Genomic DNA, 18948 nt, shown 5'->3' on the forward strand with positions numbered 1-18948 from the left:
CATAAAAATAGACAAACTCGATTTTCATCGAGTTTGTCTACAGTCTGAGGAGCCCTTGTTAAAGAAGGGCTCCTCAGTTTGGCAACAAAAGGGGATGGAGTCCGAATAAAGGGCAGTGTAGTGCTTGTTTATACGGACGAAACCTCATTAGATTGAAGAAAATTGCGACACTCCTGCCGAAAAACTGGCTAGCCGAGAACCCACAGCCGCTTGCGGTGAGGAGGCTTGGCAGACAGTCGGCGGAAAGGGAGCGGATTTCTGAAATCAACTGGGACAATAATTAATTTGTTTACAGTCTGAGGAGCCCTTGTTAAAAACAAGGGCTCCTTCCCATTCAATAGTGTTGCTTACTTGACTGCCTTTAATGCTTGTTCGGATATATAAAAGTCTTTTCCGTTGTAAACGGTAATCGCATTAATTTCTTTTTGTTTAGTGGATTTAGGAGTCTTGCTGATAACGATATTCTTATTTGCAGGCAACTCCACTTTTTGCTGCCCCTTTTTCGCTACGAAAACCGGGTTATTCGGGTCTGTAACATCAATGCGGGTTGAATATCCTTTTTTCTCAAAGGAATCTTTAGCATTCATGTATAGTTTGTTCGATAATTTTTGTAAATCAAAGCCCATGAATTCGGCCATTTTTTTAGCGAGGTCTGTATTCTCCACTAATCCAGTCGGTTTTGAAGGGCCATAAGAATACAGGAATACGTCTTCACCTGTATGACCGCCAGTTGTAAAGCCAATGTTGGCACGGTTAGCAAGCAGCTTTGTCATTTCAGCACCTACGTTTTTAGTAGAGGTAAGTTTTGCTGTTTCTTCAGAAGTCAGATTATCCAGTCCATACAGTGCTGCAACTTCTTTCAGATTGGAATGATCTGGTTTTAGTTTACTTAAGGCCCCTTCAACAGTCATCTTCGCTTTCTTTAATGGATCGATATAAGCTGATACGGGTGTTTCCGGGTAGGAGGAGTTCGTGTTTACGTTACCCATTGTAATTCCGCTGTTCCCGTGGTCCGTTACAGCAATGACCATCGTGTTTCCGTCATTTTTTGCAAACGTAAGGGCTTCGTTCACGGCATCATCAAAAGCTAAAGTATCACTAATCATTCCGATCGTGTCGTTTCCGTGAGCAGCCCAGTCAATCTTGCTTCCTTCAACAAATAAGAAGAAGCCATCTTTATCTTTTTTCAAGGTTTTAAGGGCTTTATTGGTCATTTCAGCTAAAGTGGGTTCACTTGGCTTTGTTGTTTTACGATCTAAATCATATGCCAGGGCGCTTGGTGCAAAGCTTCCCCAAATTTTATTCGATTTGGAGTTTAACAGCTCGTCACGGGTTTCAACAAAATCATATTTGTCATCATCGAGCACTTCCAAAAGGTTTTCTCCATCAATTCTTGCATTTTTTGTTTTACCTGGTAAAAGGGATTCCTTGCCCCCTCCCAAAACGACGTCAATTCCCTGATAAACCTGCTGTTCCGCAATATCACCATAATTGCTTCGATGTGTCACGTGAGCGGAGAAGCCTGCGGGTGTAGCATGCTGGATTTCAGATGTAGAAATGATGCCAGTAGCCTTTCCAGCTTGTTTTGCACCCTCCAAAACGTTAGCGACTGGTTTATGGGCATTTTTCGGATTAACCGGATCGAGCCCTGGAGAATTAACGATGGTTGGCAGGACACCGACAAATTTATCATTTGATTTATTTCCTGTCGCAAGCGCTGTTGCTGCAGGAGCTGAGTCGGTAATGGCCGATTCAGCCGAATATGTACGCATGCCGCCAGACAGCATTTCGTCCATGGCTAGATTATCGCCTTTATACCACCTTGAAAGGGTTGTGGCTCCTGTGCTTGTTCCATCCATCACCATCATGATGACGTTTGTTGGTTCTTTTTTCTTGTCTTTAGCCTGGACATCTTCCTTCATTGTTGAAATACCAAGTGATGATATGGCCACCGCACCAGCTAAAGTAATTCCTGCTACCTTTTTGCTCATTTTCCCCAAAATGCATACCTCCAAAAATATGATTACTTTTAGGATAAATACAGTATATTAAGAAATTACTTCAAGTAAGTTAAGAAAGGTTTTTTATCTGTAAATTTTGTTTGAAGAATAGAGTGAACGAAAAAAAAGCAGAAGTCTATAAGACTCTGCCTTTTTAGGATGGTTTTTACCTTTGGAAAAATTCAATCCACTCTTTTTCCGGTCCATATACGTAGAAATAGCGATAACCATTCGGAAGGGTGACGATCTCTTCATCAATCAGTTCGGTGTTATCCAAGCTTTTGATCCGGTCATATTCTTCTTCGATATCATCCACGGTAATGGCAAAATGGTGGATCGTTGCTTCGGAGGGAAGTGTGTCGCTATATCCCTGAATCAATTCTATTTCTGTTTCGTCCGACTCTTCGTAACCGAGGAATGCCAGTTCGATCACTCCATTAGTATGAGTCATGCGTGCCTTTAATTTTAAATCCAGCACATCTTGATAAAAGGCGATGGATTTTTCAAGATCTTTTACAACAACGCCAATGTGATCGACCCTTTTTACAGCCAAGAAATCTTCCTCCTTCATTAAATCCGTATGCAACTTGCTAATAGTAGTATATATAAGATTATTCGGAATTAAATTACTTTTTTATAGCCGTTTTTAGATAATTTTTAAAATGATGTTAATAAAGGGAAAGTATTGGTGAATAATGAAAAATGACAAATGGCTTATGGGATAATACTTTTCTTCCATAGTATCTCTTGATAGATTATTTTCTTGGAAAGAAATGTATTCATCATTTTCCAGGGCAAAAATTTGTTTCTAAATGGAATAGTCGATATACTATGGAAACAACTCCATTATTAATGGATAGGAGAGGAGAGGTAGTATGGGAAAAATTCGTGAAGGTGAAGTTTTCACTCTTACTGATGACAGTGATGAAGGCCATGAAGTTGAGGTTTTAGGTTCATTGGATGTAGAAGGAACGGAATATGTTGCAGTAGGCTTGCTTGAAGATATTGAAGAGGATACGGATGAAGATATCGATATTTTCTTTTTCAGGGTCGAAGGCGAAGGTGAACTGCTCGATATCGAATCGGATGAAGAATTCGAAAAGGTATCATTGGCGTTTGAAGCGGCATTTGAAGCGAAAGAATGACAAGATAAAAGACGGCACAATGTGCCGTCTTTTTTATATGTATAAGGAAAGTACCGGCCCCGCCTTCGCCAAATACCATGATAGCCACGCGTGCTATCCAGCCTTACTTAAGTATAGGGTTGTATTATTGATAGGACGTGTACTCCATATGAAGGTTTTGTTAATAAACGGAGTATTTTTCCATATCAAAGGCATAGGATTAAAAAGTGGAGGTGATGGGATGGCCGTTGTAAAGCACACTGATGCCGATATTGCCTTATTGGCTAGATTGCTTAGGGCGGAAGGCGAGGGTGAAGGTGATCAAGGCATGCTGATGATCGGTAATGTAGGGGTCAATCGGATTAGGTCGAATTGTTCCGATTTCAAAGGGTTGAGGACGATTCCAGACATGATTTATCAGGAGCATGCCTTTGAGGCTGTACAGAAGGGGTATTTTTATCAGCGGGCAAGAGACAGGGAAAAGAGGCTTGCACGCCGCAGCGTAAGCGGCGAAAGGCTATGGCCTTCGAAATTTAGCCTATGGTACTTCAGGCCACCGGGAGATTGCCCGGCAACCTGGTATAATCAGCCCCTTGTTGGGCGTTTCAAGCTCCATTGCTTTTATGAACCAACAGGTACAGAATGTCCCAATATTTATAATACATTTTAAGGAAATGGCTGAACCTTATGGGGGTTTGGCCTCTTTGTGCATCAATCCTTAACTTGGAAAAAACATATGATAAAACTGGCAAATGATTTACTGATACTGTAAAATTGAGACTGTAAATTTCCGGATAAGAAAGGAATAAAAAATTGATGAGTAAAAGGCTTATTGATTATGGACAAGGGCAAATGGGAGAACAGCCGGAGGATAGTACCGAGAAATTCAAGTCTTTCATGGAGAACAACCCGGACGCCATTTCCATTGTTGATCTGGAAGGAAAGACCCTTCAGGTGAACGCAGCTTTTGAAGAGTTTTTCGGATGGACGAATGAGGAGCTCATTGGCATGCCGTTTCCAATTATTCCTGATTTCTTGAAGGAGTCAGTCAATGAATTGCATGACCAAATTAAGGCAGGGGTACAAAAGAAAGGCTTTGAAACGGTCAGGTTAAGGAAGGATGGCCAGTTAATAGATGTAAGCATCTCCCTGTTTAATATCCGCGATAATGAAAATGAGCCGTGCGCATTGGTTTTCGTTTATCGGGATATTACGAATCAAAAACTTGCTGAAGCTGCCTTGAAGGAAAGTGAACAAAGGTATCGCAGTTTAGTGGAGGTGTCACCTGAAGCGATTTTTGTACATCGCAATGGGATCATCGAGTATATGAATCCCATGGGGGCAAAAATGCTTGGGATGGATAGTGTGGAAGATATTATCGGTAAATCGGTTTTTCAGTTCGTCCACCTGGAGTCCCGGGAAAGTGTACAAAGAAGAATCGAAATCATGAGGGACGATCATCAGGCGGTTGGTTTACTGGAACAAAAGTTCATTCGGCTTGACGGACAAGAATTTTATGGAGAAACACTCGGTCTTCCGATTATTTATAAAGGGCAACCAGCAATACAGGTATTCTGTAGGGATATTACGGAGCGTAAAAAGACCGAAGAGCTGCTCTGTAAATCCAATATGTTATCGGCGGTAGGACAGATGGCTGCAGGCATCGCACATGAAATAAGAAATCCATTAACTACGGTCAAAGGGTTTTTGCAATTATTAAGGGAAGACCCTGAGCAAAAGGACTATCTTGAAATGACGGTCAGCGAAGTTAAAAAAATCGAAATCCTGGCCAATGAGTTTTTAAGTTTAGCAGAGCCTGAAGCGAAGGTTTGTGAACTCATTCAGCTTAACGAGATATTGGACAGTGTGATTACGTTAGCCGAGTTTCAAGCGATATTGAACGATGTCGAAATCATCAAGGAATATAATACGGATTCGGCATCTGTCTTTGGCGAACCGAATCAGTTAAAACAAGTATTCACGAATGTCGTCAATAATGCGATAGAAGCCATGCCGAATGGCGGCAAACTTCATATACAGTTAAACCATGAAGGTGAATCTGCGATGATCCGGTTCATTGATCAAGGCTGCGGAATCTCAAATGAGCGCATGAAGCATCTAGGGCAGCCTTTTTATAGTACATCTGAAAAAGGAACAGGGTTTGGGCTCATGGTCAGCACCAAAATCATCCATGAGCATAATGGGGAAATTCATTTCAGCAGCGAAGTGGGAGAAGGGACGATTGTCGATATCAGTCTCCCTATCTATGAAAGTTCACAATGAAAAGTGACGAGAAGCAATGCTCTCGTCACTTTTTGGTTCATAGTTTAACGATCGTCCTGCCTCTTGCTTCCCCTTTTAATAGGGTAGGAAGGACGTCAGGCAATTCCTTAAGTGTAATTTCCTGTTGAACGAGCTGTTCCAAATCCTCTAGTTTAAAGTCGGTGGCAAGGCGGTGCCAAACTTTCAATCTTGTATCCATCGGGCAATTGACCGAATCGATCCCAAGTAGATTAACACCTCTTAGGATGAATGGAAAGACGGTGGCAGGAAGGCTTGTCCCAGCTGTCAATCCGCTTACCGCCACAGCTCCGCCATACTTGATTTGGCTAAGGACCGAAGCTAACGGTTCACCGCCGACGGGATCTACCGCCCCGCTCCACTTCTGTTTGCCCAGAGCCCGAAGCTTGCCATCATATACATCTTCACGCGATACAATGGTCGACGCACCGATTGCCTTCAAATATCCATGTTCCGATTCCTTTCCAGTACTCGCCTCAACGGAATAGCCAAGTTTGGAAAGGATCGAGACGGCAAAACTGCCGACCCCGCCAGTTGCACCAGTGACAAGAACGCTCCCTTGCTCAGGTGTGAGGTTATTTTCTTCCAGCCGCAGTACCGATAGTGCTGCAGTGAAACCGGCCGTTCCGATGATCATCGCCTCTTTCATTGTTAGGCCATCAGGAAGCGGGACGATCCACTCGGCAGGAACACGGGCAAATTGACTATAGCCCCCTGATTGGGAAACGCCAATTCCGTAGGAGGTCGCAATGACTTCGTCTCCTTCTTTAAAGCGGGAATCCTCAGATGAAACGACAACACCAGCCATATCAATTCCAGGAACGATCGGATAGCTGCTGACAATGTTTCCATTTGGAATGGCTGCAAGGCTATCTTTATAGTTCACACCGGAATAATGAACACGGATGAGCACTTCGCCTTGAGGTAGATCATCAAGTGATAGCTGCTGAATGTTAACGGTGAATTGATCATCTTGCTTATTCACGACTAATGCATCAAATTGCTGTATCATGGTTCGTTCCCCCTTATAATAATGAATCTATCCCATTATAAAAGAAAAAATAGAGGAATGTATAATGATACAATTCGAAATAAGTAGCGCTTCCTTTTCTTTCTGCTACTAAAAATGGTACTATTAGATTTGATTCAATTCATATTAAAGGAGATGTTTAACATGGCTAAAAAAGGATACATACTTATGGAAAATGGAGAAAAAATCGAATTCGACCTTTTCCCGAACGAAGCACCTAACACAGTGGCTAACTTCGAAAACTTGGCAAACACAGGATTTTATAATGGCGTAGTCTTTCACCGTGTAATCCCTGGTTTCGTAAGCCAAGGCGGAGATCCAACAGGTACAGGCGCAGGCGGAAGCGGCACACAAATCAAATGTGAAACAGAAGGAAACCCTCATAAACATGAGGCAGGAAGCCTATCTATGGCACATGCTGGAAAAGACACAGGCTCAAGCCAATTCTTTATCGTGCATGAACCACAACCGCATCTTAACGGTGTTCACACAGTATTCGGTAAAGTGACTTCTGGACTTGAAACAGCCAAAGCCATGAAAAATGGCGACAAAATGGAAAAAGTCGAAGTTTTTGACGCTGAATGATGGAAGCGAAAAGAGGGGGCATTATGCTCCCTCTTTCTTTTTGCACTGTTCATGAGCGAAGACAGGGAAATATAGAGTCATTTTGGCGTCATGCTTTCAGTGAAACGATATTTGACCTCTGTCAAGGTTTCTGAAATATCCCATAATCTTTTCGACGTTTCTTCATTATATAAGGTGTCGATGATCTCGTCTTTTCTGGGAAAGCCTTTTCTGCTCTTCTTTCCATCGGGTCCGATATACTCCCCGCCTGTCAATGCAGGTTCCGTTGCGGCATAAAGGGTAGGCAATGCCCCCATACTTGCCGGCTGGGTGATGGTTTTGGAAAGAAAGTGCACGAATCTATTTATGGGTTTGCCAGAACCGCGTGACATGAGATTAGTATGGGAAAGGCCCGGATGACAGGCAACACTGATTGGGGTTGCGCCATGCTGGTTGAATTTATTCTGTAATTCGCGGGCGAAGAGTAGATTGGCCAGCTTGCTTTGCCCATAGTATTTCATTGGTTTATAACCGTTTTCACCATTTAGATTTTCGAAGTCTATATATCCATTGATGGCGGCCAAGCTGCTCAATGTGACCACACGCGATTTTGGCGTAGAAAGGATACGCGGAAGAAGGAGGCCGGTCAAAGCAAAATGACCGAGGTGATTGCTGCCGAATTGCAGCTCGAAGCCATCCTTCGTCCTACTGTACGGCGGAATCATCACACCTGCGTTATTGATGAGGACGGAGAGAGATTCATAGTTTTCCTGAAAGGAAGCGGCAAAATGCCGAATGCTGCTCAAATCACTTAAATCCAGCTCCATCACACGTACATTTGCCTTTGGATGGACCGATAAGATTCTAGCGACCGCCTTTTCACCCTTTGAAGCATTCCGGACCGCAAGGATGATCTCTGCCCCCTTACCGGCCAGAGCAAAAGCCGTTTCGAAGCCAAGCCCGCTATTTGCACCAGTAATCACAATGGTTTGCCCCGATACATCTGCCATTTCTTCGCCATTCCACTTTCCAACCATCCAATCACACCTTTCCACACAGTCTTTACCTATCATATACCCAAATAATTCCTATATGTCAAATTCTGTGCGGGGACGTTGTGCTGTCGTCTATTTTTTTAAAAGATTAGCCGCCCATTATATAATCCAATATATTTTTCATGATCAGAATGACGGTTACGATGATAAATAATACTCTTACATATGCCACTCCCTTCTTAATGGCAAATTTAGAACCGGCCAACGCTCCTGCTATCATGGAGATCCCCATTGGAATTCCATAGGAAAAGTTGACGGTATCAAGGAATATGAACATGATCAGTGCCGCCAAATTACTTCCGAAGTTCAAAAATTTGGCATTTCCTGCAGAGTTCAAAAAATCAAAGCCAATCATTAAAAAGGCAAACAAAATGAAGGATCCCGTTCCAGCGCCCAAAAAGCCATCATAAAAACCAATGGCAAATATAGCGAACGCAAATAGTCCAGCCTTTTGCCATGTGAGTGTATGGTAAGTCGATTTCTGGCCCCAGTCCTTTTTAAAAAAGGTATAGATGGCAATAGCTATTAATAAAACCAGGATCATTGGCTTTAATAATTCAGGCGAGACGAAATTGACAACCCAAGCTCCTAGCAGGGAACCTATGAAAATCAATGGGAAAAGTTTTGAAACCAATTTGAAATCAACCTTACCTGAGCGAATGAATGCAATGGTGCTTATTAAGGACCCCATGGAACTTGCTAACTTATTCGTAGCGATCGCTGCTGACGGGGAAAGTCCTGAAAATAATAAAGCGGGTATCGAAATCAGGCCGCCGCCGCCGACCACGGAATCAATGAATGCTGCCAAAAATCCGAAAAACATCAGCAGCAAAAGTGTTGAAATTTGTATATCTTCCATCCAAGAAGCCTCCGTATCAGTGGCATTATGGCTGAAATGCTTGTTTTGCTGGAGCCATAATCCACGCGTTCATATTAGTCACTATTTAGATAGTAACTAATATGAACCGTCCTGTAAATAAGAATATTTGAGCCATACTGTTTGAAATCGAATAGATTTCGATAAGAGATTTGGTATGATAGGCATATAACTTACCAAAGCACTAGGAGGTACTATGCAAGATATCATTCAAAAACTACAGTCTCTCGGGTTTAGTCAATATGAAGCAAAGGCTTATGTTTCTTTGGTTCGCCAAGGCCCAACCAGTGCCTATCAAGTAAGCAAGGAGTCAGGAATTCCAAGGGCCCGCATCTATGAAATATTAAATGGACTGCAAGAAGAAGGAATCGTCTTAAAAGAGGAAATCAATGACTCGATAAAATATTCACCGCTGCCAGTCGATGTTTTTTTGGAATCGGTTCAGTCAAAATGGAACAATACCTATCAATCCATCAGCCATACATTAAAGCAATTCGAGAAAAACGAACCGATGTCCGACAATCGTGTAATGACGCTTAAAGGTGAAGGGCACATCCTATCCTTCTGCCGTACCTTGATTCAAAAAGCCGAGAAAAGGGTGGTGGTTTCCCTATGGGACGAGATGTATGGAAAACTTGAACAAGAGCTAATAGGGGCCGCTGCGCATTGCACGCTCAAGGGGATTGCATTTCAGGTTGAAAACCCATTATCGGGTATAGATATACATCGCCAAACAAGCTATGTGGAAAATATCGGGGAAAACAAATGGTTCATCTTATCCATTGATGGCAAGGAGACGATTTACGGCCCTTCGCCCGAAACGAGAGAAACGGCGTTCTACACAGATGATCCCATTCATATCAATTTTCTCGAAAATTACATTTGGCATGATATCCTCGTTAACCGCTTGGTTAAAAAGGATGAAGAAGATGCCGAGAAATGGATTTCAAGTGAAAGAGACCGTTTTTTCTCCCTATAAGATTTGAAAAAAAGCTGATAACCCCATATGCAGGGGATATCAGCTTTTTTATTTTTGTACCAGAGTCATTCGGATAAAAGGGTTTTAGGAAATTTAATGGCCGTGGGCAAGCTGGATTTATCTCGATAAGACCTGTAAGACACAATCGTATGATTATGCGCTTGAACATCCAACTGGAGAACCTGTGAGCTTTTCATTTCCAAATAGTACGTAACGTCTTCCATTTGTAAATGATAAAAGGAAAAAGGTATCCCTAAAAGGTCTTTCCTGATTAGTTTTGTTTCGGGCTGATTGATGATATGCTCACTCAATTCCGCTATCGTAACAGAAGTTGTTCCTGTAATGGCTGTTATTTTTTCTTTTGCATAATCGACTGCATGACCGAAAGTGACGGCAATGTTCTTCAAGATTCCGTTCATGGGTGCATCTCCTTTGGAATTAGGCTATGTATGTAGTATTAGACGCGGCTAATGGTTTATGCAAAAAAATCCGCAATGATGATATAGAATCGTTACTTTATGAACATGATTAAGAAGTGTGCAACAAAATCAATAAAAGGGCAAACAAGAAAGGACAGAAGGTCAAAATATGAGGAATAAAAAAATATTTATGGGCCTGCTTTTCATCGCAATCCTCGCTTTTTCAGCCGTGTTCATTCAGTTGAATATGGATGTCGATTCCAGAGCGGAAAAAGGGAAAGACGACGATGCAGCTAATCATGAGAGAATAGAGAAATTACTGAATAAAATGACGCTTGAAGAAAAAATCGGACAGCTTATGATGGTCGGTTTCAAGGGGACTGAAAAGAGCGATGAAATTACGGAGCTCATCGAACAAAAACATATAGGAGGCGTCATTTATTTTGACCGGAATATGAAATCACCTAAACAAGTGGCCAGGTTATCCAACTCGCTTCAGCAAACGGCCAATCAAAGTGCACATTCGCTTCCGTTGATGGTGGCCATCGATCAGGAAGGCGGGGACATCATCAGGATGAAGGAAAGGGTATCGCCCCTCCCTGCGCAACAGGATCTTGGAAAAAATGCCTCTATTGAAGACATGTACAAGGTGGCCAAATTGAATGGGACAGAACTGGGCACCATGGGGATTAACATTAATTTTGCCCCTGTACTTGATCTATCGAAAACGGATAAACGTTCATTGGGGCAAGATCCGGAAAAGGTCTATCAATACGGAAAGAAAGCCATTCAAGGCTTGAATGATGTATCGATAACTGGTGCATTGAAGCACTTTCCCGGAAACGGACGCAGCGAAATCGATCCGCATGTCGAAACATCTTCCGTGGAGGCAAACCAACTTGATCTGGAAAATTCGGATATCTATCCCTTCAAGCAAATCATAAGTGAAATGGATAACCAAAAGTTTTTTGTGATGGTGACCCACATTAAATATCCAGCCTATGATAAAGAAAAACCAGCAAGCCTTTCTAAAATCATCATAGAAGACCTGCTTCGGGGGAAACTCAAATATGAGGGACTTGTCGTTACCGACGATTTGGAAATGGGGGCTGTGAACAAGTATTTCTCCTATGATGAGATGGGGAAGCAGGCAATCCTCGCAGGAGCCGACTTATTACTTGTCTGTCATGAATATTCCCATGAGCTTGAGGTATATAACGGTTTACTGCAAGCAGTAAAAGCAGGGGAAGTTCCAATGGATAGAATTAACGAGTCAGTGAAAAGAGTGCTGACATATAAACTTAACAACATGAAGCAAACGAAAGCTGACCCGGATCAAGCGGAAAAAGTCGTGAAAAATCCCGAAAGCATAAAGTACATCGAAAGCCTGAGCGAGGATGAATAAAAGCGAAACCGCTCTCTCGAAAGGATGCTTTGTTTAAATCAGCTGATAGAGGGAACACTATATAGGACTAACTTGAAGGAGGAAACTACATGCCATCAAACAAAATGCTTGGAACCGTCCTGATAGGAGCAGCCGCATTTTTAATGCGCAATAAGAAAACCCGTGAAAAAACCATGAGTCAAATAAGATCTCTAGCCACCCCAGAAACCATTGACAAGGTGAAGAGCCAATTCCAATCAATAACCAAAACAAAATCAAGTAACCCATCCGTACGTTAAGGTGAATTGACCCCATTAAGTTAATCTTAATGGGGTCAAACTGTAAACAAAATAGAGAAGAACCAGTTTTTTTAAAAAGTTCCCGCTGATTGAAGAAATCCGCTCCCTTTCCGCCGACTGTCTGCCAAGCCTCCTCGACGCAAGCGTCTTTGGGGTCTCGTCTAGCCAGTTATTCGGCAGGAGTGTCGCAAATTTCTTCAATTTAGAGAGGGTTCCATTCGTATAATCAACAGATAATCAAGTTTAAAATCATGGTTCGGGGTGCGAGCATTCCGAAATCCAAATACCCCTTTAAGTTTTTCTTATTGGGGCTTTTTTATTGCTTAATATTCTCATAGTAAACAACTAAAACGATTTAAAATCACCGTGAAATCTTCAAGCAGGTGAAAGGAAAAATGAAAAGCACTCGTTTCTTTCGAAGGCCATGGACAGGCATTCAAAAGTACAAGTGCTTTCATGAAGGATCAATGATCATTCAGCTTCATCTTCGCCGTCATTTTCTTTATTGAACCAAAGCGGATCCTCATTATCGACTTCACCATTATAATTAATCAGGATTTCCTCTCCTGCTTTTATGTCGGTGTAAGCAAAGAAATCAAACGTATGATTCTTGAAGTTTATGTCATACGTAGCGTTGGGTGTATAAGAATGATTAAACAGCATGCCATAGCCTAAAAGCATGGCAGTATGGTTAATTCCATATTCAAACGCATAATCAGCCAGCAATGTCTTCTCAATGAAAACATGCTCCTCGTTCGGATATGCAATGACAGGTGCCTCATGCAAAAGCTCACCTTTTTTAATATCTCGTGTTGCGAATACGCCTCTATTGAACTCGCCATCACTGAGTGTGGAAGTTTTAACTTCAATCATGTTCGTCACCTACTTGTTCTATTCAATATAGTCCAGATCATCTAAGCTTGACAGTTAATAAGAAGAAAAGCAACTATTTTACGGAATTAATCATTTTTAGTAAACGACTCAGTTTGTTTTTATTGAGGCCCCGCCTGTACCGTAGGACGGAATTCTTCACATCAAGGACGAAAAAAGGGAACGAACGGCCGAAATGATCCTCGCAAGGTAGACCGATACGAAAAAACACCTCCGCTAAAAGGGAAGCTAGGGAGGTGTTTGATATATGGGTAAATCTGTTAATTCACACCGACAGCTGTAAAGGCATTTTTGACAGCCGTGACTTCTGCACTGCTTGAACCGTATAAATCAGAGGCCGATTGTATGACGGCCGCTCTGGCTTGTGAAAAAGTAGACGACGAAGTTAAATATGTTGTGTTTGCCCGATAAAAGATGGTTCCTAGTTTATCGATGCCGATTCCGGAAACACTCACGCCATGGTGGGTTCCGCCTGCAGAGATTAAATAAGCTGCCTTATTAATAATTCCGCTGTTCGTGTGGACTCCGCCATTATCACCCGTTCCTGTATAACGGTTCGAATAATGGTCAGGGTCCCCATTCAATGTTGGATTAGCCATCGAGCGGAGTGCATCACCGGAAATGTTAGGTGTGTAAATATCTTCCCCGACCAAATAATCGGCTTTGGCACTTTGATTCTTAAATTCTACGACAGTGCCAAAAATATCAGATATCGCTTCATTCAAAGCACCGGATTCATATTGATAGGTAAGGTTCGATTCCGAGGAAGTGACGGCATGCGTCAATTCATGCGCAACGACATCGAGCCCGCCGGACAATGGGATGAACGTCGTGCCATCTCCATCACCGTAAACCATTTGGGTGCCATCCCAAAAAGCATTATTGTATCTTGAGCCATAATGGACGGTTGATTTCAGGATGGTTCCATTACCATCATAGGAGTTCCGGCCAAATGTGGATTTGTAATAATCATAGGTTTTACCCGCATAATAATGGGCATCCACCGCAGCTTTATCGGCAGAAGCAGTAAAAGCATTTGTTGTGTTGGAAAAGAGTGTACCAGGCAATCTTGAACGGTTATTGGCGTTATAGGTGTAGATGCCTTTACCGCGTGTATTGTCTTGTAAGTAGTATTGACCGTTGGATAAGGTAGTGTTCAGCGACACCGTATTGTTTAAGACGCCAGTGCCCGTTCCGACGGAGTTGGTCCCCGTCACTTCATCCAATGTATTATATTTATTCAGGATTTTACCCGTTTTGACTGAAATGAAATAATTATGATTTCCTGGTTCCGGACTTAAGAATTTCAAATTGACTTTATATACATAATCGGCCTTGCCTTCATTTGCGTATACATATAGGTCGGATTCAGGTGATTGCTCGTAGGCAGGTGTGAACCCCAGATCCGCTTCAGCTATCTTGATAGCTTCGGATTCACTGATGCCTTTTTTAGCCTTTTTCCCTAATTTCGTGTTTAGATTGGCTTCAACCGTACCGGACACGACGGTCAATACACCTTTAGCGTCAATCAATACGGCTTGTGTGGAATTCCATACTGGTACGCCTTTATAGGTTTGTTGCAATTTAAGGACGGTATTGCCCAGTTCATCCTTGCTTTCTTTCTCGATCGTGAAGGAGTCCTTCGCCTTTTGCTTTTCTAGCTTGTAAGACTTTTTGTTTTGATCAAAAAAGGTAAGAATGATATCTTCTGCCGTTTGCTTTGAGGGGTCCGTAAGCTTCCCAGACTTGTATTCTAGCGAATCCCTATGCTTATTGTACTTTTCAACACTTAACACATTTTTTGCCGCTAAAGCTTCTTGATGGGGAATAGCAGAAAATAATAGACCGATTGATAGTGCAGTTCCTAAAAATACCTTACCTTTCATAACATTCAACTCCTTCATGAGAATACCTCATTTTTACATCGTTTCATAATTATTATCAAATGGAGAAAACTCGCAAAAAATATGACATTTAAAGGAATAAAATGGAGAAAAATGGATTTTAATAGAAATATTCTTTGAATATATTCTTTTAGTAATATTTGGAATGTATTTAAATTAAACCAAATGAATAAATGTGCAAAAAAACATGGCATAATGTGCAAAAAAAACATGGCGTAAAGTGCAAAGAAATTTGTCTATTGAAGGCATTTTTTTGGATAATCTGTTGAATATTGCGCTTTGTAAACTTGGCATGAAAATTGCATATATTCAGAAAAGGAATTCGAATTGTAAATTAGGTCTATTTGAGAGTCTATGAAATAGGAAAATTTATTAAATGATTTCCCCATATATGAAAGCGCTTATATAGAAAGGGATGAAAAATTATGATACCAAAACAAGAAAATGACATCTTGCATCCTCCAAAGCAAGAAGAACAAGGGTTAAAGCGCGGTTTGAAATCCCGCCATTTAACGATGATTTCCATTGGCGGGGCTATTGGTACCGGGCTGTTCCTCAGCAGCGGGGCAGCCATTCATACAGCTGGGCCAGGCGGGGCATTACTTGCTTATGCCTTAGTTGGGGCAATGGTGTACTTTGTGATGACGAGCTTAGGGGAATTGGCAGCCTTTATGCCGACAAGCGGCTCTTTCAGTACCTATGGATCGAAATTCGTCGATCCGGCATTTGGTTTTGCCTTGGGATGGACGTATTGGTTCAATTGGTCGATGACGATAGCTGCAGAGTTGGCAGCCTCGACAATGATCATGAAATTCTGGTTTCCGAATAGTCCATCATTGTTATGGAGTTCATCATTCTTGGTGCTCATTTTCCTATTGAACTATTTATCCGTTAAAGGATATGGTGAAGGGGAATACTGGTTTTCCTTCATAAAAGTAACCGCCATCGTTATTTTTATTATCGTCGGGCTGCTAATGATCGTCGGCATTATGGGCGGCGAAGCCGTAGGATTTAAAAACTTCACCGTCGATGACGCTCCTTTCCCGGGCGGGTTCATGGGTGTCTTCATCGTTTTCATAGCGGCTGGCTTTTCTTTTCAAGGTACCGAAATTGTCGGTGTGGCTGCCGGGGAAAGTGAAGATCCTGCACGGAATATACCGAAGGCCATTAAAAGTGTCTTCTGGAGGATCTTGCTCTTTTACGTATTGGCAATCTTCGTAATTGGACTGCTTATCCCTTATACGAACTCGAGTTTGCAAGGTGATAACGTCATGGTAAGCCCATTCACGCTCATTTTTGAAAAAGCTGGAGTGGCCTTTGCCGCTTCGCTTATGAATGCCGTCATTTTAACAGCGGTATTATCTGCTGGTAACTCTAGTCTATATGCATCTACGCGCATGTTATATTCAATGGCAAAAGATGGGCAAGCACCGCGTATTTTTGCAAAACTTAATAAACGCGGCGTACCGGTTGCAGGCATGATTTTGACATGCTCCATCGGCATGCTGGCCTTTTTAGCCTCCATATTCGGCGATGGTAAAGTGTATATTTGGTTAATGAATGCCATTGGAATTACAGGATTCATCTTTTGGCTCGGCATTTCCATCAGCCATTACCGTTTCCGGAAAGCGTTCATCGCTCAAGGCCATTCATTGGAAAAGCTGCCATATAAGGCATTATGGTTCCCGATCGGACCGATCTTTGCCATTTTAATCGGCATGATCGTCATCCTGTCCCAAAATATCCAAGCCTTTTTCTCAGACCATATCGATTGGGGCAGTGTTGTAGCTGCATACCTGGGAATCCCGCTTTTCCTTGGTCTATGGCTTGGCTATAAATTTGTAAGAAAAACTAAATTCGTTAAACTTGATGAAGTCGAATTTGACTTTGACAAAAAATATGAATGAACAAGCTTAAAGTAAAAGCAGCCGGACAATGCAGTTTTAAATTGTCCGGCTTTTACTTGTTTTCTATAGGCTCATTATAAAAAGCCAGGAAGCTGATTCCTGGCTTTTTATTTTTATTAAATGGAAATTTATACAAATGTTATGGGAGGTGTTATATGATAATCGTAAACTCGGCTTTATTGCATGTACAGAACGACTGGAGGGCTTTTACTATTTTCAAGGGAAAGGGAAGGTGCACGGCTGATGACCTTATTGACTCATTTAAAAGTATTGGACTTTTCAACGTTACTGCCAGGCCCATTTGCCACTTTGATGCTAGCGGATTTAGGAGCGGATGTTTTGAAGGTGGAGAGGCCGGGGACAAAGGATTCATGGGGTGTAAACCAATATCTTAACAGATCGAAGAAGTCGATCACATTGGATTTAAAGCAATCCGAGTCTATCGAATCCGTAAGAAACCTAGTGACGGAATACGATATCGTCATTGAACAATTCCGTCCAGGTGTCATGGAACGTCTGGGACTGGGGTATGAGGCATTAAAATCGATCAACCCGAAGCTGATATACTGTTCCATCACGGGCTACGGCCAGACTGGCCCCTATAAAGACCGACCGGGACATGATATCAATTATATTTCGATTGCTGGCTTATCAGGATATTCCGGTACGAAAAAGGACGGCCCGGCAAAAAACGGAACCCAAATAGCAGATCTTGCCGGAGGCTCACTGCATGCTGTCATCGGAATATTATCTGCAGTCATTCACAGGGAAAGAACAGGATTCGGCCAAGCCATCGACATCAGCATGACCGACTGCAGTTTTGCCTTGAATGCCATATCCGCACCTCGGAATTTACAAAGGGGCCTTGAACTTGAACCAGAAAAACTGATGCTGAACGGAGGGTCTTTTTATGACTTTTACGAAACGAAAGATGGACGCTATTTTTCGGTAGGCAGCCTTGAGCCCCCTTTTCGAAAAGCATTATGTGAAGCGATCGGTGCACCCGAATTATATGAGCTGAGCATGAAAAGCGATGAAGAAAGCGGAATCAGGTTTAAAACGGCCGTCCGGCTGGCTTTCCGCGAGAGAGATTTTCATGAATGGCAGGAGATATTCGCTGAATTCGAGGCCTGCGCAGAACCAGTGCTGACTTTCACCGAAGCGGCCGAGCATCCCCAATTGAAGGGGAGGGGAATGATCGTCGAGGTACCTGACGGAAAAGGGAATGTCCAGAGGCAAATCGCCTGCCCGATCAAAACATCGGTTTTCACCCCTGAATATAAACATGCAGGCTTGGAGCCAGGACAAAACAACGCAGAAATCCTTCGCACCCCCAATCGCTAAATAAAAATGTAAAGGCTATCACTTTTCCGGTTTTTTTGGAAGGTGATAGCCTGTTTTTTTTTGAATGCCGGAAAAAGCAGGGGGAGGGTCGATATGATCGTTCGAAGTTCGAAGTGAAGCGGGAGGAGAACAATTATCCTCTTATCATTTGTGGAAAGCAACATATTCCCACTGTGAAAATTTACTAGTTATAACCAGTGTGGGCAGGGTATCAGAGTAGCATCCTGGTAAGGAAATCGCTGGTAAGGAGGGTTAGTTAAATATGTTTGGTCTCTCTGATATCATTAAATTTCTATTTTCCTTTTTTTTGATCATGCCGATCGTTACACTGATACATTTGAGCGGGCATATTTTCTTTGTTACGATCTTTGGGGGATCAGAAAAGAAGATCTTGATCGGGTGTGGGAATAAGCTTTTCGCCTTTCGGAACATAGAAGTGAGGAAATATTATTTTTGGAATGGTACTTGTGAGTTCAAGGGATTGAAACATGATAATCGATTGACGAATACCCTGATCTATTTAGGGGGGGCCATCTTCAATTTGATCAGCATGCTGATCATATATAGCTTAGTGTATCAGAATATCCTGGACAGCTCGGTAATCTGGTATCAATTTATCTATTTTTCTTTTTATATTATGTTTTTCTCCCTGTTTCCGATGTATTTCTCGGACGGATCGCCTAGTGATGGGAAGGCTGCGGAATTAGCCTTGAGGAATAAGCTGGAAGATAGGGTGACGGATGATATATTCATGAAGAAAATGGAGGATGAAGATGATAGCTGCAAGTAAAAAGGGAACGTGCAGATGGCCGTTCTTTTTTTTGCCTTTCCTTAGTACGCAATTACTGAAAAAAGGCATCTGTATACATC

At 42.2% G+C, this 18948-nt stretch carries 18 protein-coding genes; 10 read left to right on the forward strand and 8 right to left on the reverse strand.

Annotated features, from left to right (window positions below; all coding sequences use genetic code 11):
• Window positions 1-347: 347 nt before the first annotated feature.
• Together ADA55_RS10545 and ADA55_RS10550 are read right to left on the reverse strand one after the other, a co-directional pair.
• Window positions 348-1991: an alkaline phosphatase gene (locus ADA55_RS10545; RefSeq protein WP_082162839.1), complete on the reverse strand. Its 1644-nt coding sequence runs from the start codon at window positions 1989-1991 to the stop codon at window positions 348-350.
• A 175-nt stretch (window positions 1992-2166) separates the two neighbouring features.
• On the reverse strand, window positions 2167-2553 hold the full coding sequence (locus tag ADA55_RS10550) for a VOC family protein (RefSeq protein ID WP_055348503.1): 387 nt from the start codon (window positions 2551-2553) through the stop codon (window positions 2167-2169).
• Window positions 2554-2875: 322 nt separating this feature from the next.
• Between ADA55_RS10550 and ADA55_RS10555 the strand changes: the two genes are divergently transcribed.
• From ADA55_RS10555 to ADA55_RS10565, 3 genes are all read left to right on the forward strand, one after another.
• Window positions 2876-3145: a DUF1292 domain-containing protein gene (locus tag ADA55_RS10555; RefSeq protein WP_034310405.1), complete on the forward strand. Its 270-nt coding sequence runs from the start codon at window positions 2876-2878 to the stop codon at window positions 3143-3145.
• A 220-nt stretch (window positions 3146-3365) separates the two neighbouring features.
• A complete protein-coding gene (locus ADA55_RS10560; RefSeq protein ID WP_034310408.1) occupies window positions 3366-3794 on the forward strand; it encodes a cell wall hydrolase in 429 nt (142 codons plus the stop codon).
• Window positions 3795-3940: 146 nt separating this feature from the next.
• The gene (locus ADA55_RS10565; RefSeq protein ID WP_053087387.1) at window positions 3941-5407 is read left to right on the forward strand and encodes a PAS domain-containing sensor histidine kinase; all 1467 of its coding nucleotides are present in this window, start codon (window positions 3941-3943) and stop codon (window positions 5405-5407) included.
• A gap of 37 nt (window positions 5408-5444) precedes the next feature.
• On the opposite strand, the gene ADA55_RS10570 is transcribed toward ADA55_RS10565, so the two are convergent.
• Window positions 5445-6437 (reverse strand): NADPH:quinone oxidoreductase family protein, encoded by a 993-nt coding sequence (locus tag ADA55_RS10570; RefSeq protein WP_048683242.1) that lies wholly within the window; start codon window positions 6435-6437, stop codon window positions 5445-5447.
• Window positions 6438-6599: 162 nt separating this feature from the next.
• Here ADA55_RS10570 and ADA55_RS10575 point away from each other — a divergent pair, with 162 nt between their 5' ends.
• Window positions 6600-7040 (forward strand): peptidylprolyl isomerase, encoded by a 441-nt coding sequence (locus tag ADA55_RS10575; protein WP_034310415.1) that lies wholly within the window; start codon window positions 6600-6602, stop codon window positions 7038-7040.
• Window positions 7041-7117: 77 nt separating this feature from the next.
• Here ADA55_RS10575 and ADA55_RS10580 read toward each other — a convergent pair whose 3' ends face one another.
• A complete protein-coding gene (locus ADA55_RS10580; protein ID WP_048683246.1) occupies window positions 7118-8056 on the reverse strand; it encodes an oxidoreductase in 939 nt (312 codons plus the stop codon).
• A 106-nt stretch (window positions 8057-8162) separates the two neighbouring features.
• Window positions 8163-8933 (reverse strand): TSUP family transporter, encoded by a 771-nt coding sequence (locus tag ADA55_RS10585; protein ID WP_048683250.1) that lies wholly within the window; start codon window positions 8931-8933, stop codon window positions 8163-8165.
• A 214-nt stretch (window positions 8934-9147) separates the two neighbouring features.
• Here ADA55_RS10585 and ADA55_RS10590 point away from each other — a divergent pair, with 214 nt between their 5' ends.
• A complete protein-coding gene (locus tag ADA55_RS10590; RefSeq protein WP_034310422.1) occupies window positions 9148-9930 on the forward strand; it encodes a TrmB family transcriptional regulator in 783 nt (260 codons plus the stop codon).
• 65 nt (window positions 9931-9995) lie between these two features.
• Here ADA55_RS10590 and ADA55_RS10595 read toward each other — a convergent pair whose 3' ends face one another.
• Window positions 9996-10349 carry a hypothetical protein gene (locus ADA55_RS10595; RefSeq protein ID WP_048683253.1) on the reverse strand — a complete coding sequence of 118 codons (354 nt, stop codon included), beginning with the start codon at window positions 10347-10349 and terminating at the stop codon, window positions 9996-9998.
• Between the two features lie 169 nt (window positions 10350-10518).
• Here ADA55_RS10595 and nagZ point away from each other — a divergent pair, with 169 nt between their 5' ends.
• Entirely contained in the window at window positions 10519-11754 is a 1236-nt protein-coding gene (nagZ, locus tag ADA55_RS10600) for a beta-N-acetylhexosaminidase (RefSeq protein ID WP_081088497.1), read from the forward strand.
• An 89-nt stretch (window positions 11755-11843) separates the two neighbouring features.
• The gene (locus ADA55_RS10605) at window positions 11844-12032 is read left to right on the forward strand and encodes a hypothetical protein (RefSeq protein ID WP_034310424.1); all 189 of its coding nucleotides are present in this window, start codon (window positions 11844-11846) and stop codon (window positions 12030-12032) included.
• A gap of 471 nt (window positions 12033-12503) precedes the next feature.
• Here ADA55_RS10605 and ADA55_RS10610 read toward each other — a convergent pair whose 3' ends face one another.
• Together ADA55_RS10610 and ADA55_RS10615 are read right to left on the reverse strand one after the other, a co-directional pair.
• Window positions 12504-12905: an SET domain-containing protein gene (locus ADA55_RS10610; RefSeq protein WP_034310428.1), complete on the reverse strand. Its 402-nt coding sequence runs from the start codon at window positions 12903-12905 to the stop codon at window positions 12504-12506.
• Between the two features lie 278 nt (window positions 12906-13183).
• Window positions 13184-14809, reverse strand: a complete 1626-nt coding sequence (locus ADA55_RS10615; protein WP_048683339.1) for a M4 family metallopeptidase — start codon at window positions 14807-14809, stop codon at window positions 13184-13186.
• Between the two features lie 443 nt (window positions 14810-15252).
• Between ADA55_RS10615 and ADA55_RS10620 the strand changes: the two genes are divergently transcribed.
• The 3 genes from ADA55_RS10620 to ADA55_RS10630 all read left to right on the forward strand — a co-directional run bounded on the left by ADA55_RS10620 (window position 15253) and on the right by ADA55_RS10630 (window position 18868).
• Window positions 15253-16734 carry an amino acid permease gene (locus ADA55_RS10620; protein WP_048683255.1) on the forward strand — a complete coding sequence of 494 codons (1482 nt, stop codon included), beginning with the start codon at window positions 15253-15255 and terminating at the stop codon, window positions 16732-16734.
• A 243-nt stretch (window positions 16735-16977) separates the two neighbouring features.
• Window positions 16978-18078 (forward strand): CaiB/BaiF CoA transferase family protein, encoded by a 1101-nt coding sequence (locus tag ADA55_RS10625; protein ID WP_048683341.1) that lies wholly within the window; start codon window positions 16978-16980, stop codon window positions 18076-18078.
• A 262-nt stretch (window positions 18079-18340) separates the two neighbouring features.
• Window positions 18341-18868, forward strand: coding sequence for a membrane protein (locus tag ADA55_RS10630; protein ID WP_048683261.1), 528 nt, complete (start codon window positions 18341-18343; stop codon window positions 18866-18868).
• Window positions 18869-18948: the final 80 nt, after the last annotated feature.

Source organism: Bacillus sp. 220_BSPC (genome assembly GCF_001054655.1).
Lineage (GTDB): Bacteria > Bacillota > Bacilli > Bacillales > DSM-1321 > Peribacillus > Peribacillus frigoritolerans.

What these genes read in the sequence shown, in the direction of transcription:
- ADA55_RS10620 (WP_048683255.1), top strand. Translation starts at nt 15,253, where the DNA reads ATGATACCAAAACAAGAAAATGACATCTTGCATCCTCCAAAGCAAGAA.
- ADA55_RS10555 (WP_034310405.1), top strand. Translation starts at nt 2,876, where the DNA reads ATGGGAAAAATTCGTGAAGGTGAAGTTTTCACTCTTACTGATGACAGT.
- ADA55_RS10625 (WP_048683341.1), top strand. Translation starts at nt 16,978, where the DNA reads ATGACCTTATTGACTCATTTAAAAGTATTGGACTTTTCAACGTTACTG.
- ADA55_RS10595 (WP_048683253.1), bottom strand. Translation starts at nt 10,349, where the DNA reads ATGAACGGAATCTTGAAGAACATTGCCGTCACTTTCGGTCATGCAGTC.
- ADA55_RS10575 (WP_034310415.1), top strand. Translation starts at nt 6,600, where the DNA reads ATGGCTAAAAAAGGATACATACTTATGGAAAATGGAGAAAAAATCGAA.
- ADA55_RS10590 (WP_034310422.1), top strand. Translation starts at nt 9,148, where the DNA reads ATGCAAGATATCATTCAAAAACTACAGTCTCTCGGGTTTAGTCAATAT.
- ADA55_RS10545 (WP_082162839.1), bottom strand. Translation starts at nt 1,991, where the DNA reads ATGAGCAAAAAGGTAGCAGGAATTACTTTAGCTGGTGCGGTGGCCATA.
- ADA55_RS10605 (WP_034310424.1), top strand. Translation starts at nt 11,844, where the DNA reads ATGCCATCAAACAAAATGCTTGGAACCGTCCTGATAGGAGCAGCCGCA.
- ADA55_RS10615 (WP_048683339.1), bottom strand. Translation starts at nt 14,809, where the DNA reads ATGAAAGGTAAGGTATTTTTAGGAACTGCACTATCAATCGGTCTATTA.
- ADA55_RS10580 (WP_048683246.1), bottom strand. Translation starts at nt 8,056, where the DNA reads ATGGTTGGAAAGTGGAATGGCGAAGAAATGGCAGATGTATCGGGGCAA.
- ADA55_RS10630 (WP_048683261.1), top strand. Translation starts at nt 18,341, where the DNA reads ATGTTTGGTCTCTCTGATATCATTAAATTTCTATTTTCCTTTTTTTTG.
- ADA55_RS10585 (WP_048683250.1), bottom strand. Translation starts at nt 8,933, where the DNA reads ATGGAAGATATACAAATTTCAACACTTTTGCTGCTGATGTTTTTCGGA.
- ADA55_RS10610 (WP_034310428.1), bottom strand. Translation starts at nt 12,905, where the DNA reads ATGATTGAAGTTAAAACTTCCACACTCAGTGATGGCGAGTTCAATAGA.
- ADA55_RS10570 (WP_048683242.1), bottom strand. Translation starts at nt 6,437, where the DNA reads ATGATACAGCAATTTGATGCATTAGTCGTGAATAAGCAAGATGATCAA.
- ADA55_RS10560 (WP_034310408.1), top strand. Translation starts at nt 3,366, where the DNA reads ATGGCCGTTGTAAAGCACACTGATGCCGATATTGCCTTATTGGCTAGA.
- ADA55_RS10565 (WP_053087387.1), top strand. Translation starts at nt 3,941, where the DNA reads ATGAGTAAAAGGCTTATTGATTATGGACAAGGGCAAATGGGAGAACAG.
- nagZ (WP_081088497.1), top strand. Translation starts at nt 10,519, where the DNA reads ATGAGGAATAAAAAAATATTTATGGGCCTGCTTTTCATCGCAATCCTC.